At 63.9% G+C, this 15,389-nt stretch carries 9 protein-coding genes; 4 read left to right on the top strand and 5 right to left on the bottom strand.

The features are described 5' to 3' along the window. Window positions 1–159 precede the first annotated feature (159 nt). The 5 genes from HMPREF2944_RS06710 to HMPREF2944_RS06690 all read right to left on the bottom strand — a co-directional run bounded on the left by HMPREF2944_RS06710 (window position 160) and on the right by HMPREF2944_RS06690 (window position 9,182). Window positions 160–2,535, bottom strand: a complete 2,376-nt coding sequence (locus HMPREF2944_RS06710) for an aconitase (RefSeq protein ID WP_141754235.1) — start codon at window positions 2,533–2,535, stop codon at window positions 160–162. 63 nt (window positions 2,536–2,598) lie between these two features. Then, window positions 2,599–5,007 carry a primosomal protein N' family DNA-binding protein gene (locus HMPREF2944_RS06705; protein ID WP_070681751.1) on the bottom strand — a complete coding sequence of 803 codons (2,409 nt, stop codon included), beginning with the start codon at window positions 5,005–5,007 and terminating at the stop codon, window positions 2,599–2,601. Window positions 5,008–5,041: 34 nt separating this feature from the next. Then, on the bottom strand, window positions 5,042–6,247 hold the full coding sequence (metK, locus tag HMPREF2944_RS06700) for a methionine adenosyltransferase (RefSeq protein ID WP_070649609.1): 1,206 nt from the start codon (window positions 6,245–6,247) through the stop codon (window positions 5,042–5,044). A gap of 188 nt (window positions 6,248–6,435) precedes the next feature. Continuing rightward, window positions 6,436–8,379, bottom strand: coding sequence for an excinuclease ABC subunit UvrC (gene uvrC / locus HMPREF2944_RS06695; protein WP_070681748.1), 1,944 nt, complete (start codon window positions 8,377–8,379; stop codon window positions 6,436–6,438). A gap of 122 nt (window positions 8,380–8,501) precedes the next feature. Continuing rightward, window positions 8,502–9,182, bottom strand: a complete 681-nt coding sequence (locus tag HMPREF2944_RS06690; RefSeq protein WP_049334117.1) for a lysophospholipid acyltransferase family protein — start codon at window positions 9,180–9,182, stop codon at window positions 8,502–8,504. Window positions 9,183–9,792: 610 nt separating this feature from the next. On the opposite strand from HMPREF2944_RS06690, the gene HMPREF2944_RS06685 reads away from it, so the two are divergent. The 4 genes from HMPREF2944_RS06685 (at window position 9,793) to HMPREF2944_RS06670 (ending at window position 15,000) form a co-directional block, all read left to right on the top strand. Beyond that, window positions 9,793–12,204, top strand: a complete 2,412-nt coding sequence (locus HMPREF2944_RS06685; RefSeq protein ID WP_070681746.1) for a nitric-oxide reductase large subunit — start codon at window positions 9,793–9,795, stop codon at window positions 12,202–12,204. 2 nt (window positions 12,205–12,206) lie between these two features. Then, window positions 12,207–13,037, top strand: coding sequence for a transposase (locus HMPREF2944_RS06680; protein ID WP_049334115.1), 831 nt, complete (start codon window positions 12,207–12,209; stop codon window positions 13,035–13,037). A 215-nt stretch (window positions 13,038–13,252) separates the two neighbouring features. After that, a complete protein-coding gene (locus HMPREF2944_RS06675) occupies window positions 13,253–14,026 on the top strand; it encodes a slipin family protein (RefSeq protein ID WP_049334114.1) in 774 nt (257 codons plus the stop codon). A 200-nt stretch (window positions 14,027–14,226) separates the two neighbouring features. Then, window positions 14,227–15,000 (top strand): YoaK family protein, encoded by a 774-nt coding sequence (locus tag HMPREF2944_RS06670; protein ID WP_070681743.1) that lies wholly within the window; start codon window positions 14,227–14,229, stop codon window positions 14,998–15,000. Window positions 15,001–15,389 lie beyond the last annotated feature (389 nt).

Here is a 15,389-nt window from a genome sequence, read left to right as displayed (position 1 = left end):
CGATACCCTCTCGACAAGCGCCGAAAAAGTGCCCGCGGTGCCGAATATATTACCGTGAATACGACGGCTAAACCAGTTGGGACCTCAAAGATTCAGCTATGAGCCATTAGATGCACATTGGTGCACGGATTGTGGGGGTAGCCCCAACGCGGCGCTACCCTAACCCGCATCGGGCCGAGGCGCGCTCGCCTCATCGACGACTCCCCCGGCGACGCTCTCTCGCGCCAGAGTGCGATCAATCTTCGTCACCATGAACCGTTGGAACCGACGCTGAGTCGCAGGAGACAGCACCACCACGAGCAGCACCTCCACCGCGAACAGAATCGCCAGCAAAGCGAGGCCGCCGCCGGGCGAATCCACCTGCTCACGCAGGTACCGGGCCGCGGCCACCGCCCACTCAAACCCCGCGGAGTCCAGGACCGGCACATCCAGCCCGGCCTGCGCCGAAACGTGCAGAAGCGACGCCGCATTCAGCAGCAGCACAAACAGCGCGGTCAACCCCGCATACAGGCCGTAGTGCACCGCACGCGCAACCCTTTTAGCTCGGGCAAAGGCACGGTTGAGCTCGGCGCCGATATCGTTCACGCCCTCCAGCAGGTGCGTGTCGGCCGGTAGAACGTGCGGCAGCAAACGGCGCGACAGCATGAGCGGAACCGGTGAACTGGCGTCAAAATACTGCATGTGGCTACTCACCGAAGGCCCCGGCAGGGTCGCGAAGGTAACCTTCACATCGGTCGGCTGCGTAATGTTCGAACGCCCGATGCTATCGCCGCGCGCCGCAATCTCACAGTGATCCGCCACGTTCATCTCGTGCAGCGAGGGCGCATAGGCGCGCACGAACAGGTGACAGCAGCTACGCACCGATACGACTATCGCCAGCATCACGACGCACCAGAACGCCACGCCCAATGCGGTGGGCGCAGGAACCCTCGCTTCACCGCTCAGGTAGGCAAGCACCAGCATGAGGGAGGTAAACATCATGAATACCCCGTTCACAAAGAGCGTCGGGATAAGCCACTTAATCAGGGAACGTGTGCCGTAGACATTCCAGAGGGCAGGGATCGCCCCCGTCTCCTGCGCAATGCGGCCCCGGCCCTTCAGCGCCGAGAGCACGGCGAAGACAACCGTGGCCGCGCCCAGCGTCAACGGAATCAGCATCATGTGGCGCAGCAGTGATGCGTAGGGGCCAACCAGAAGCAGGGCCTCCTGAACCCAGGCGAACCCAGCTACCGCTCCGAGGGCCAGCAGGGTCAGGCGGTTGCGGAACCCGCCGGAGCTATCGAGCGGAGCGGGAACGTCGTTGCGGTCACTGGCGATGATACTGATCGGCACCACACCGTTACCCAGCCCGTAGAAGAAACGCAGGGGTTTCTTTCCGGCCTTCGCACGGCGACGCAGCAGCTCATACCCCAGGTACCCGCCCTGCGAATGGGCAATAATACCCGGGGCATCACTACGGGCCGCCAGCAGATCCAGCTGACGGTCCAAACGCGCGTAGATGCGCTCCAAATCCCGAGACTCAGGGCTGGTCGCCGTCTGAATCAGCTGCGTGGGAATCGCCTTCACCAGCGCCCACAGCTCGCGGGCACGGCGAGCCAAAGCCCAACCCAAAATACCCAGGCTGAGCACGGCCACCAGCGCCGTCAGCAGACCGCGGCTCGTGCTCAGGGAAGCAACAAAGGCGTCGCGCATCGTCACGATCGTCACCACCGCCAGTACAAGCCACCCGGCCACGTTCACAAAACGCGCTACCGACCGGAGCAGCTGCCCGGCGCGATCGGTCCAGGTTCGGCCCGGACGCTCGTAGTAGAGACAGAACATGAGGAAAAGCGGCAGCACCGAGACCAGCCAGGGCAGGTGATCTCTGAGGGGACGATAGTGCTTCGGGCGCCAGAACCCCTCCTGAAGGAGGATGCTGCGACGCACCACCGAACGCTCCGGATGTTCCGGACGGCTCGAATGCGAGGCGCTGAGGCGCTCCTGCAGGCGTCGTTCCTGAGCGCGCAGCCCCTCCGAGATACGCGCCTGCAACGACGAGGCGCTCGGCTCGTCGACGGCTTCCCGGTCCTCCGGGGACTCGGGTACTTCGGTAGATTCGGAAACTTCGAGAGTTTCGGGGGTTTCTGGAGCCTCGGGGGCCTGCACGTACTCCAGCGTGAGCGCGTAGCTCAGCTCGCGGTGCTCGCTATGCGGGGTCACCTCCCCCGATGGCGGCTGAGTATCGCCGTCGGGGATGAGCGTGACGCTCCCCCGGGTCGCCTCCTCGGGGCTGTCCGCGGCATCGGAACCGGTATCGGATGCGGTCGCGCTCGCCATCGTGGCCAGCGTCTTCAGGCTGTGCGCCACCGGCTTGCCGAAGTAGTCCAGGGTCTCACCGAAGTTCTGGTACCCGATGCCGTGAATCAGCAGAACCGCGGCGTCGTGCCGGCGCCCCGTACTGTGCAGGGTGCTCTCGGGGTGCCGGGAAGCATACCCCAGCAGGGTCCGCTGCTCGTCCGAGGGCAGGGAACTGCCCTTCACCAATTGGCGATCCACGACGCCCCCTTTCTGCACTGTACCTCTGCGTTTTCTGCAGATAAATCCGCAAGACTGTGGGTTTTAAAGCACGTCCAAGCCGTCACAACGCACCTGGACGGGCCGCTCCCCCACGGTTTTCTTGAGGGCGGCCATCGTGGCGCGCGTGGCGCGTAACTCGTGCGTCACCTGCTGGGCAATACCGTAGGAGAAGAAGATCAGGGCGCGCCAATCCCCGCGCACCGGGGATTCCTCCGGATCATTCTCCAGGGTTTCGGACCAGGCGAGATAGCCGTGGTCCAGCGGAACCGGACCGACCACCCGCGATTGCTCGCGCACAGACTCGGGTAGGGCCGAAGAACCCAGGAAGATTTCCATAAAGGAGCGCACGTCAGCCTCCGCGCCGGTTACCGCGGCCGTGCGCACCGCCGGAGGCAAGCCCGTCTGGGAACGCTCCTCCAGCTCCTCACGAGCGAACCAGGCCGGATCCCAGCGGATGAGGGCCTGCTCCACGGGCGAGGGCGAGGCGGTCGTCACTACGGTCCCCTCCAGCGCCGCCGGACGCACCAGGGCCGCCGCGTTAAGCCAACGACGCAGGGCGGCCTCGGGGGCGCGCAGAGAATCGAAGTAGAGCATCTTATCGGCGTCCAGAAGCAGGGCCGCCGCGTAACCACCGAAAGCCACGGGCTCAGCCCCGGGAGTCGCCACGACCAGGGCCGGTTCCGGGCCGACCGTCGCGCGCACGTGATCGCCCGAGGAGGAAATCACCGGAACGTTCGGGAAGGCCCGGCCCAGCTCCTCGGCCGTGCGCATCGCTCCCACCGTCGAGGAACGCCAGCGGTTAAACCCACATTCGGGGCACCGCCACTGCTGGGCCAGATGGCCGCACCACGCACAGGAGGGCACCGAGGAACCGGAAGCCAACGAAAGCGGGCCGCTGCACACGGTGCATCGGGCTGGCATGCGGCACCGCGCGCACGAGAACGAGGGCACGTAACCACTGCGGGCCACCTGCACGAGCACCGGGCCTCGGGACAGGGCGCGGCGGGCGTGCTCGAAGGCAAGGTGCGGGATGCGCGCCACGGCAGCCAGCGGGTCGCGAGCCAGCTCGTACTCCGAACCGGTCGAGAAGATGCGCGGCGAATACTCACGCACGAGCGAGCGAGGAGCCCGCAGGTAGGTGGCCCAGCGGGTGCGTACCAGGCGTGCCGCCTCGCTACTCATCGTGAACCCTGCGAAGAGCGCCGCGGCGTTCTCCGCTGAGGCGCGCAACAGTAGCACGTCGCGGGCGTGGCAATAGGGGGCGCGCTGTTCGAGCAGCGACGAGTCGCCGTCGTCCCAGCAGACGACCAGGCCCAGGTTAGCGACCGGGGCGTAGGCGGCCGCGCGGGTTCCGATGACGACGGGCACGCGACCCAGGCGGGCCTTGAGGAACCCGTGGTAGCGCGCGTGCGGGCCCGAATCGGCGCTCAGGCGTGCGTAGGAATCGGTGGGAAGCACCCGCGCGAGGGCGCTCTCCAGCAGGTCGAGGCTCTTGGCGGTGGGAACCACGGCGATGGCGCCCCGCCCGGAGGTTGCCGCGGTGGCCAGGGCCACGGCGAGCACATCGGCCCAGGTGTGTTCCAGGTGGCCGGGAAGCACGGTCATGACGGCGCGGCTCGCGACGCCGGCGGCCACGTCCTCGATAAATTCGGGGCCGTTTTCGTAATCGGAGAAGACCGCGGCGGCATCGGGTGCGTCCTCCAGCGGGGCGGGAGGCTCAAGGGTGAAGGGCGCGGGTGCGCCGGGGGTAGCGAGCCAGGCGTAGGGGTCGGTCTCAGTACTATTTCCGCCGGTCAAAGAGTTTTTAGCCAATTCACCCTCAGCCTGAACCTGAGATTCGCAACCCTCACCTTCAATCGAAGGGTTACCGGCAGATTCGCCCTCAACCGGAGCTTGAGGTCCCACCTGGGAAGGCTCGTAACCCGGCAGGAACGGAGCGTACTTCTTATCCAGGGCGGCCACGCGCGGAGGAACCGCCAGGCGCAACACGTTCGCCACCGTGGAGGCGTAGCGATCGGCCAGCGCTTCCGCCACGCTGAAAATCTCGGGCGCCACCACCGGCACACGCGAGAGCACCCCCTTGAGCGGGGCAAGCGAGGACCGCGTCCAATCGGTCGTGGCCGCGCGCTCCTCAATGTAACCGCTCATCTCGTGCCCGTTGAACATGACGCGCACGCGGGCGCCGGGCACCGCATCCTCGCTCATCTCGGCGGGCACGCGATAGTCGAAGGTGCGGTCCACCTGCGGCAGGGTGCTATCCACACGCACGCGCGCCACGGGGTTCACCACGCCGCTGGCCCGCAACTCGGCGGCCACGCTGACCGGCTCGGGCGTCGCGGGAATCAGGGCATCACGAAGAGCAGGAAATCCCTGCAACAGGTCAAGCTGTTGCAGGGATTCCTGCTGGGTACCCGCGGGTACCCTTGGTTCATCAGAACGGTTCTGACTCACGCGCGCTATCGTGCTCTCGTTCGCTGAATTCGTTCTAGGAGGAGGACACTGCCGAGCGCAGGGCATCCACGCGGTTGAGGCGCTCCCAGGTGAACTCCGGCTCGGTGCGGCCGAAGTGGCCGTGAGCCGCGGTCTTGCGGTAGATGGGGCGGCGCAGGTCCAAATCGTTAATGATGGCCAGCGGGCGCAGGTCAAAGACCTCGCGCACGGCGCGCTCAATCTTCAGCGGGTCAACCTTCTCGGTGCCGAAGGTCTCGATATACAGGCCAACGGGTGCTGCCTGGCCGATGGCGTACGCCACCTGAACCTCGGCGCGATCGGCGAGGCCGGCGCCCACGATGTTCTTGGCGACCCAGCGCATAGCGTAGGCTGCGGAACGGTCCACCTTCGAGGGGTCCTTACCGGAGAACGCACCGCCACCGTGGCGTGCGGAACCGCCGTAGGTGTCAACGATGATCTTGCGGCCGGTCAGGCCAGCGTCACCGACGGGGCCGCCCTGCACGAAGCGGCCGGCGGGGTTGACGATGAACTTGGTGTTGGAGGAATCCAGGTCCACGGAGCTGAGCACGGGGGCAATCACATGCTTCTCAATATCGGCGCGCAGGTCGGCCAGATCGTAGCTGGCGGTGTGCTGGCTCGAAACAACCACGGTATCAACGGATACGGGCACGTTGTTCGAGTCGTAGCCGAGGGTCACCTGGGTCTTGCCGTCGGGGCGCAAATCGGTCAGCAGGCCATCCTTGCGCACCTTGGTCAGGCGCTCGGAGAGGCGGTGTGCCAGCCAGATGGGGGCGGGCATCAGCACGTTGGTCTCGTTCGATGCGTAACCGAACATGATGCCCTGGTCGCCCGCGCCCTGGCGGTCGTAATCGTCGGCGGCGATGCCCTGACGAACCTCGAGGGACTCGTACACGCCGGCGTTAATGTCCGGGGACTGCTCGCCGATGGAGACGGAGACGCCGCAGAACTCGCCGTCGAAACCGCGGGTCGAGGAATCGTAGCCGATATCGAGGATGGTCTCACGCACGATGGAGGGAATCTCGACGTAGCTGGAGGTGGTCACCTCACCGGCGACATGCACCTGGCCGGTGGTCACCATGGTCTCCACAGCAACGTTCGCTGCGGGATCCTGGGCGATAATGCCGTCCAGGATTGCGTCGGAAATCTGGTCACAAATTTTGTCGGGATGGCCTTCAGTCACCGATTCGCTGGTGAATAGGCGTAGATGGTTAGTACTCACGGTTTCCACTCTACTGGTTGAGGGCGCGCAAAGGTAGCGCGCCCGTAATGATGACGGTTTCCTTCAATTATGACACGTTTATGACGGCCGGTTACGGGCCCCATTCGCGGGTTCACGCCCCGGTCCTCGCACGCCGGTCACGCGCAGCCCGCACGCGAGAGGCCCACCGGCGGGGCCCAATCGGTGCGCTAAGCCAGCGCCGCCAGAATCTTCTGCGCAAGCGCCGGGCCGATGCCGGGCACCTGTGTCAGCTCCTCCTCGGTGGCCTGCTTAATCTGCGCCACCGAACCAAAATGCTTCACGAGCGCGGCGCGCTTAACCTCGCCCAGGCCGGGTATCTCGTCCAGGGCCGAGGCGACCATGGCCTTGCCGCGCTTGGAGCGGTGGAAGGTGATGGCGAAGCGGTGCGCCTCATCGCGGATGCGCTGCACCAGGTACAGCGCCTCCGAGGTGCGCGGGAGCACGACCGGGTAGTCGTCATCCGGCAGCCACAGCTCCTCTAGGCGCTTGGCGATTCCGGCCACGTACACATCGGTAATACCCAAATCGCTCAGAGCGGCGGATGCGGCGGCCACCTGGGGCGGACCGCCGTCCACGAGCACGAGGTTCGGCGGGTAGGCAAAGGTCTGCGGCTCGGGGGTGGAGGCGTCAATCTCCCCGGAGCGCGCGGGCGCCTCGGCGCGCTCGGCCTGCTGGGCCAGGTGCCGCTTGAAGCGGCGCGTAATGACGTCGTACATGCTGGCGGTATCGTCGCGGGCGGCGTCCCCGGTGATGCTGTAGGTGCGGTAGGCCTTCTTGGCGGGCATGCCGTCTTCGAAGACCACCATGGAGGCGACCACGTTCGTACCCTGCACGTGCGAAATGTCGTAACATTCGATGCGCAGCAGCGGGTCAGGAAGCTCAAGGGCCGTCTGCAGCTCCACGAGGGAGGCGCTGCGGGTGGTGAGGTCACCGGCGCGCCGACTCTTGTGCAGGGTGAGGGCCTGGCGGGCGTTTTCGGTGACGGTCTTCATGAGTTCGGCCTTGTCGCCGCGCTGCGGAACGGTGATTTCCACGGGGCCGCCACGCACCTCCGCCAACCAGGAGGCCAGCTGTTCCTTGTTCTCGGGTTCCACCGGCACGAGCACGGAACGCGGAATATCGTAGCTGTTCAGGCTTTCGGTGCCGCTACCCTTCTGGGCGGCCAGGCTGACCGCGATATCGCTGTACACGCGGGTGAGCAGCTGCTCGATGAGCTGCGCGTCGGTGCTGTCGTCCACCTTTTCCACGATCCAGCCGCGCTGGCCTCGGATTCGGCCGCCGCGCACGAAGAACACCTGAACGGATGCCTCGAGGTCGTCCTCGACGTAGGCGAAGAGGTCGGCATCCACGGTCGAGCCGAGCACCACGGCGTTTCGCTCGAAGGCCTTGGTGAGTGCCGCGATGTCGTCGCGGAGCACTGCGGCGCGTTCAAAGTCCATCTGGGCGGCGGCTTCCTTCATCTCCTTGGTCAGCCGCTCGATGTACTTCTCGGCGCCTCCACCCATGAAGCGGGTCAGGCCGCGGGCCAGTTCGCGGTGGTCTTCGGCGCTGATTTTGCCCACGCAGGGCGCCGAGCATTTGTCGATGTAGCCGAGCAGGCAAGGGCGTCCGCTGTTCTTGGCACGCTGGAACACGCCGTTCGTGCAGGTGCGCACCGGGAAGACGGTCAGCAGGGCATCCAGAGTTTCACGGATGGCCCACACCTGCGAGTACGGGCCGAAGTAGCGCACACCCTTGCGGCGCTCACCGCGGGTGACCATGGCGCGCGGGTACACGTCGTTGACGGTCACAGCCAGGTACGGGTAGGACTTATCGTCGCGGAAGGCGATATTGAAGCGCGGCGCGTACTCCTTGATCCAGGTGTACTCGAGCTGTAGCGACTCCATCTCGCTGGCCACCACGGTCCACTCCACGCTCGCCGCCGTATGCACCATCGCGTAGGTCTTGGGTCGCAGCGTCTCGGGCGAGGCGAAGTAGCTATTGAGGCGGTTGCGCAGGTTCTTGGCCTTGCCCACGTAGATGACGCGCCCGTCGGCGTCACGGAACCGGTAGACGCCCGGGTCGGTGGGAATTTCTCCGGGGGCGGGGCGGTAGCTGGAGGGCTCTGCCATGGGTGCTTTCTCCTCGGGCGCGGGCGGACATACGACAAACCGCGCATCCTGCGCCGACCCCGCGTGCGGGCCCATGCGTGGATGCGCGGTTAAAGTCTACGCGGTGCGCGCCGGAAGAAGGCTTAGCCGGCGTCGCGTGCGGCTGAGGGCGAAACGTTGTACTCGTTCTTTCGCGCCTGGCCGGACAGCTGAGCAATCTCATCCATAATCGTGTCGGTGGTGGCGCGGCGCTGCTTGCCGCTCATCTTCTCGCCGGTCTTCTCAAAGTAGAGCGGCTTGCCCACGCGAATCGTGAAGCGGCGCGGGTAAATCATGTTCGAGCCGGGCTTCTGCAGGCGGTCGGTACCGATCAGGCCGACGGGCACGACGGGTGCACCGGTCATGTGTGCCAGCCAGGCCACGCCGATCTTGCCGCGGTAGAGGTAGCCGTCGCGGGAGCGGGTGCCCTCGGGGTAGATACCGAAGACCTTGCCCTCGTTCAGCTTCTCCAGGGCGATATCGAGGGCCTTGAGCGACTCGGAGCGGTCGGCGCGGTTGACGGGGATGATGTCCACGGCCTCGAAGAAGGCCTTCATCATCTTGCCGCGCGGGCCGGGGGTGTTCACGTACTCGGCCTTGGCGAGGAACGCCACGCGGCGGGGCATCATGGCGGAAATAATGATGGAGTCCAGGAAGGAGAGGTGGTTGGAGGCGACAATCACCGGGCCGGTGGCGGGGAAGTTCTCGAGACCGGTCACGCGGGCGCGGAAAACGGTGCGCAGAATTCCGGTGACTGCTTTCTGGGATGCCTGATAAATCTTCATGTGAACTCCTGGAGGCTGTACCGACGGTGGACGACGGGCCGGCGGTGGGGTGCGCGGTGCAGAGGGAGGCTACTCCCCCGCTGCGCGTATGTACCGTGTTAGATAAGGGGCGCTGGCGTCCGCTACCGATTTCATTATTCCATACCCCGGGCCGCTCGTAGCTCCGTTCCTCCCGGGTTTATCGGGGGCCGGTCGAACGGGGTTCAGGAGGGTTACTTCGGCGGCGCTTTGCGGCGGGTGCATCGGGCTTTTGCGGGAATAATGCGTTTACCGCCGGTTGATATATAAGGTTGCGGCATATAAGCCTTTCCTTTGTTTTTGCCGCGAAGTGAATTTTGGTAGGGTAGAGGTAGGGTAGACACGAGGAACAACAACGGAATGTACGGGCGCTGTCGCCCCGGGAGCATCCTCCCCGAGTGACCTCGGCGTCACATTGAGACACCTCGTCACCAAAGTTTTATAAATGCGCATTTAATATGCAAAAATAGGGTAAGGGTGGGCTGTCGCACCTCCCTCTCCGGACGATTCGCTACCCAGTGAGCCGCCCTCCAGCGGATGTGCGTCGGTCCCATTCGAACCGCAAATCCACGCACACTGGAGACATATCACTATGGCTACAAAACCCGTCTCGCGTGCTGAGGCAGCTAAGATTGCCCGCCGCACAGACACGGTCGGTGCCTATGCCGGTAAGGGCTGGGTACAGGCTGTTGCGTTTGTGATGCTCCTGGGCTTCACCATCATGGCAGTCCTCGCAATGCGCACTTACGCACTCTCCATGCCGATGCCCGACAAGATTGTCGGCAACGACGGCAAAGTAATCGCAACCCAGGAACAGATCCTGCATGGTCAGGAACTCTTCCAGGCACGCGGCCTGCAGCAGTACGGAACCGTCCTCGGCCACGGTGCCTACCTCGGCCCCGACTACACTGCAGAGTACCTGCGCCTGACCACCGATGCCGCCATCAAGGAGTATCGTGAGCAGGGCAAGCAGGACCCCCGCGAACTCGTCAAGAACGAGTGGCGCAAGGAGAACAAGTACGATGAGCAGACCAAGACCCTGACCTGGTCCGCTGGTGAGACCAAGGGCTTCCAGCTCATGCTCAAGCACTACAGCGACACCCTGATGAAGGGCGACACCTCGCAGGGCCTGTTCCCCCACGCCATTAAGAACGACGAAGAACTGCACGACCTCGTCGCATTCTTCGGCTGGACCGCATGGGCATCGGCGGCAGACCGCCCCGATCAGCCTTACTCCTACACCAACAACTGGCCCTCCGAGCCGAACGTTGACAACAAGCCCACCGCAGACCTCATGGTCTGGTCGGCGCTGTCCCTGATTACCCTCATCGGTGGTACGGGTCTGATGTTCGCCATCTACGGCCGCTGGTCCCGTTCCATCGGTTGGCACGCTGAAGAGGCACCCGTCCTCGACTTCCGCCAGCCCGACGAAGTTCGCCTGACCCCCTCGCAGAAGGCAGCCTGCCTGCTCTTCGCAACCATCCTGGTGCTCTTCCTCCTGCAGGCTCTGGTGGGTGCACTCACCGAGCACTACCGTGAAGAACTCACCGGCTTCTTCGGAATCGATATGGGCCAGCTGCTGCCCTACACGGTATCCCGAACCTGGCACCTGCAGCTCTCCCTCTTCTGGACCGCAGGCGCGTTCCTGGCGGGCGGTATCTTCATCGCCCCGCTGATTACCCGCCGCGAACCCAAGAAGCAGGGTCTGCTGACCTACATCCTCATCGGTGCCGTGGTCTTCGTGGTCCTCGGCTCGCTGCTGAACGAATGGTTCTCGCAGAAGGGTCTGGTCCCCACCAACTCCATCTTCTCGCAGCAGTGGGAGTTCCTGGACCTGCCGCGATTCTTCCAGATTCTGCTCATCGTGGGCATGTTCATCTGGATTGTGATCGTCGCACGAACCCTCACCGCCCGTCTGAAGGGCTCTAAGAAGACCTCCCTCCCCTGGCTGTTCCTGTTCTCGGGCCTGGCCATCCCCATGTTCTACGCGGTCGGCCTTCTCGCCGGCCAGCGCACTCACGTGTCGGTCGCCGAGTTCTGGCGCTTCTGGGTGGTTCACCTCTGGGTGGAGGACTTCCTCGAGCTGTTCACCACCGTGATGGTGGCGTACATCTTCGTGCTGCTCGGCGTTGTCCGCGAGCGCATCGCTATCTCCATCATCATGATGGACGCCGTGCTCTACTCCGTCGGTGGCGTGGTCGGTACCCTGCACCACACCTACTTCGTCGGTACCCCCTCCGAGCAGATGGCATTCGGTGCATTCTTCTCCGCAGCTGAGGTTATCCCGCTGACCTTCCTGACCGTTGAGGCATGGGGCTTCATGCAGCTGGGTGCTCGCCAGTACTCCAACCGCACCAAGCCCTTCCCGCACCGCTGGGCCGTGATGTTCCTGATCGCCGTGGGCTTCTGGAACTTCCTCGGTGCAGGCGTGTTCGGCTTCCTCATCAACCTGCCGATCGTGTCCTACTTCGAAATCGGTACCGCACTGACCGCAAACCACGCACACGCCTCCATGATGGGTGTGTACGGTATGCTCGCAATCGCGTTCGCGGTCTTCGGTCTGCGCTACCTGGTTCCCGAGAACAAGTGGCCTGAGAAGGGCCTGAAGTTCTCCTTCTGGACCCTGAACATCGGTCTGCTGTGGATGTCCTTCATCTCGCTGCTGCCGCTGGGTATCGCTCAGCTGTACAAGTCCGTTGGTGAAGGCTACTACGAGGCTCGTTCCTTCGCGTTCATTCACGACGGTGCTTCCGCCGTGATGGGTTGGATGCGTATGCCCGGTGACGTCATCTTCCTGGTCGGCATCTTCCCGCTGATCAAGCTGGCTTGGCTGGGTATCAAGGAGATCTTCTCCAAGAACTCCAAGGAGACCGTCCTCGAGCTGCCTGAGCCCCCGCTGTACGAGGTGGTTGACGACGCTCGTATCGCCGAGTTCGCCGGCGCCAAGGCTGCTGAGGAGCTGCCCGAGCAGACCAGCCCCTACCGTAGCGATCGTCGAGGCTAACCATGCCCGAGCAGATTGCTGGAGTATCTTTCTTCGTGTGGCTGGCCTGCGTGTACGCGCTCGGCCTGGTCGCCGTGGGGTGGTGCTTCGATATTCTCGCTAAGCGCACCAGCCAGCGTGTCGTGGCGGCGCGAACCTTCGGGTTCACCTACCACGAAGAGAGCGATGCGTGGCTCTGCCCCGAAGACCAGTGGCTGTGGGCCACGGCCTTCGACTCGGACAACCGCGTCATGCGCTACCGCGCTAAGCCCAGCGTGTGCAACACCTGCCCGATTAAGGACAGCTGCACCGTCTCGGCAAACGGCCGTGAACTCACCCGCGAGGTGGACGAGTGGCCCTACTCCGAGTCGGGACGATTCCACCGCGGCCTGGCCGTGGCGGTCTCCCTGCTGGGCGTTGTGGTCATGATTGGTGCGGCCATCGTGTGGCACTCTCCCCTGGAGCTTCTGGTGGAGGCAGCCGCAGTGGTGGTCGTCCTATCGCTGACCTACCCGCTGGCGATTAAGCTCATGCGTTCCCCCGCCAACTTCGAGGGTGACCCGAAGCATATTCACGCATCCACCGCCGAAGAGTCGATGAACGTGAAGATGGATCGCTTCGCCGCGAAGTGGGGTGGCGTCTCGAACGAGCGTAAGCGCCGTACCGAGCAGGCCCGCAAGCAGATGATTGCGGATGCATCCCTGCCGGTTCGCACCTCGGTCCTCGACCCGGATCGCCCCGCCTGGAGCGGTACCGGCGCCTCGGTTAAGCGACTGCACAAGACCACGAACGAGGTCTTGCAGGAGCAGAACCTGGCCGAAGTTGAGGCCGCCGAGAAGCTGGCGAAGAAGTAGCAATGCTGATGGTCCCTCCGTCCCGGCGTTCCCCCGCCGGGGCGGAGGCCCATTGCGCATCACCCCCTGAACCTCCCCGCCGGAAGGACCGCCGCGAGCACCACGTGCCGCTGACAAACTTTCCGAACACACCCTCCCGTCGAGTCTGTACGAGGCGCAGTCGATGGGTGCACATGCCCCGAATGAACCATCCCGAATAGATGTGAAGGAAACCCATGGATCCCGTCACCCTGGCAACAATCCTCATCCCAGTTGCCGTTATTGTTCTTTTTATTCTGATTCGTATGTTCCGCGTGATCCCCGAATATGAACGCGGTATCTCCTTCCGTTTCGGCCACCTGCGTTCCGAGCTGAAGCCCGGCCTGAACGTGGTCTTCCCCCTCGTCGACTCCCTGCAGCGCGTTGACATGCGTGTTATCACCCTGACCATTCCCCCGCAGGAAGTCATCACCAAGGACAACGTTCCCGCCCGCGTGAACGCCGTTGTCCTCTTCCGCGTGACCAACGCCAAGAACGCTGTGCTTGAGGTCGAGAACTACCCGATCGCCACCAGCCAGATCGCCCAGACCACCCTGCGTTCCCTGCTGGGTCGCGTTGACCTGGACACCCTGCTCGCACACCGCGAGGACCTGAACGAGGACCTGCGCTCCATCATCGGCTCCCGCACCGAGCACTGGGGCATCCAGGTTGAGCTCGTCGAGATTAAGGACGTTGAGATTCCCGAGGCCATGCAGCGCGCCATGGCACGTGAGGCTGAGGCCGAGCGTGAGCGTCGCGCAAAGATCATTTCGGCACGCGGTGAGCTTGAGGCTTCGAGCGAGCTGAAGGAAGCATCCGACATTCTGAGCCAGTCTCCCGCTTCCCTGCAGCTGCGTTACCTGCAGACCCTGCTGGAGCTGGGTGCCGACCAGAACTCGACCGTGGTCTTCCCGCTGCCCATGGACGTGATCGGCCCCCTCGTGGGTGCGCTCAAGGGCGAAAGCAAGTAGGCTCCTCCCCCTAAGCTAAAAACCGAATAGTACGTAGGCCCCGAGCAGATAGCTGCTCGGGGCTTACGCTTTAACGGCGGCCGGCCCGCGGGGTTCCTCCCCCGATCCGCTAACCGCCGCCGTCCATGCCGTAGCATGGAACCAGAAGGCCCCCGCCGGCTGGGTCTTCAGACCTACCACCGACAGATGAGGGCGGTCACATGCTTCACCACCTCCGCGAGACTCTTAGACGTATTCCCGCGCCTCGCCGCTACGGGCGCATCATGGCGCTACTCCTCGCTTCCCTGGGCGGCGCGGTAGACGTCTTCTCGCACATGCGCTACGAGGCCCTCGTCGCCACACAGACCGGTAACTTTATTCTGCTCATCGCCGACTTGCACCGCGATACTCCCCACGCGGTGCACCTGCGCTGGTTCTCCGTCATCTTCTTCAGCTGCGGATACCTGGGAGGGCATCTTATCCATGATCTGCTGGGGCAGTGGGCCCGGATGCGGCACTGGCGCATCGGCACGCTCCTGCCGTTCCTGCTGGTATGCTTCGCGGTACCTTTCATGGATAGAACTCTGAGCAATAGCTTTCAGGTGGGCGCGCTGGCCTTTACGGTAGGCCTGATGATCCACGCCCTCGCGGACACGCGCATTGGCGAAAATCCCTTCTCGCTCTTCATGACCAGCGGCAACTGGCGCAAAATGCTCAGCGCCTGGTACGCCGCCGGTTCCCTGTACCTCCCGCTGAGAACCCCCGACGGAGCGTCAAAAGATGAGGCGAAGGCGCGACGCCGCGCGGCTCTACTCAAAGCGCTCGACTACTCGCTCGTGGTCATCTCCTTTATAGCCGGAGTGCTTCTCATGGCCCTTGTGTACCGATGGGCCGGTGTATTCTCCATCTGGCTGGCCGCGCTGGTGGCCGGCACGTCGTTCTGCCTCGGCTACCAGGCGGAGAAGAAGGAGAGTCGAGAGGGGCAGAGCGCATAAACTTTTGCTCCGACTGCGGCTATAGACGGCGGCAGATCAGAAAACAGAACAGCAAAATATCCCGTGCAGATGAGAGTATCTGCACGGGATATTTCTATGCGGAATTTATACACGAAATGCTTTCACACGGAGCCCCGAAACCCGGGAGGAAAGCATTTGGCCCGCCGGGGGGATGAGGTGGTTGCGGCGGGCCAAACTGGTCGGTTACACGCTGTAGAGGTGCGGGCACGGTAGGCTGCTCTGCCTTCTCGATAATCCTTCCGCTAGTTCGAACTAGAGCAGGTTCAATGGGTGTTTCTCTGAGCATTGAGTGTTCATACGCTGTTTCGCGCGCCTACTGTTCCGCGCGCCCATCGTTGGGCGGTCAGTTGGGCGGTCAGTTGGGCGGT

The sequence above is a fragment of the Rothia sp. HMSC072E10 genome, assembly GCF_001813965.1.
Taxonomy (GTDB): Bacteria; Actinomycetota; Actinomycetes; order Actinomycetales; family Micrococcaceae; genus Rothia; species Rothia mucilaginosa_A.
This window is presented reverse-complemented; position numbering and strand designations above follow the sequence as displayed.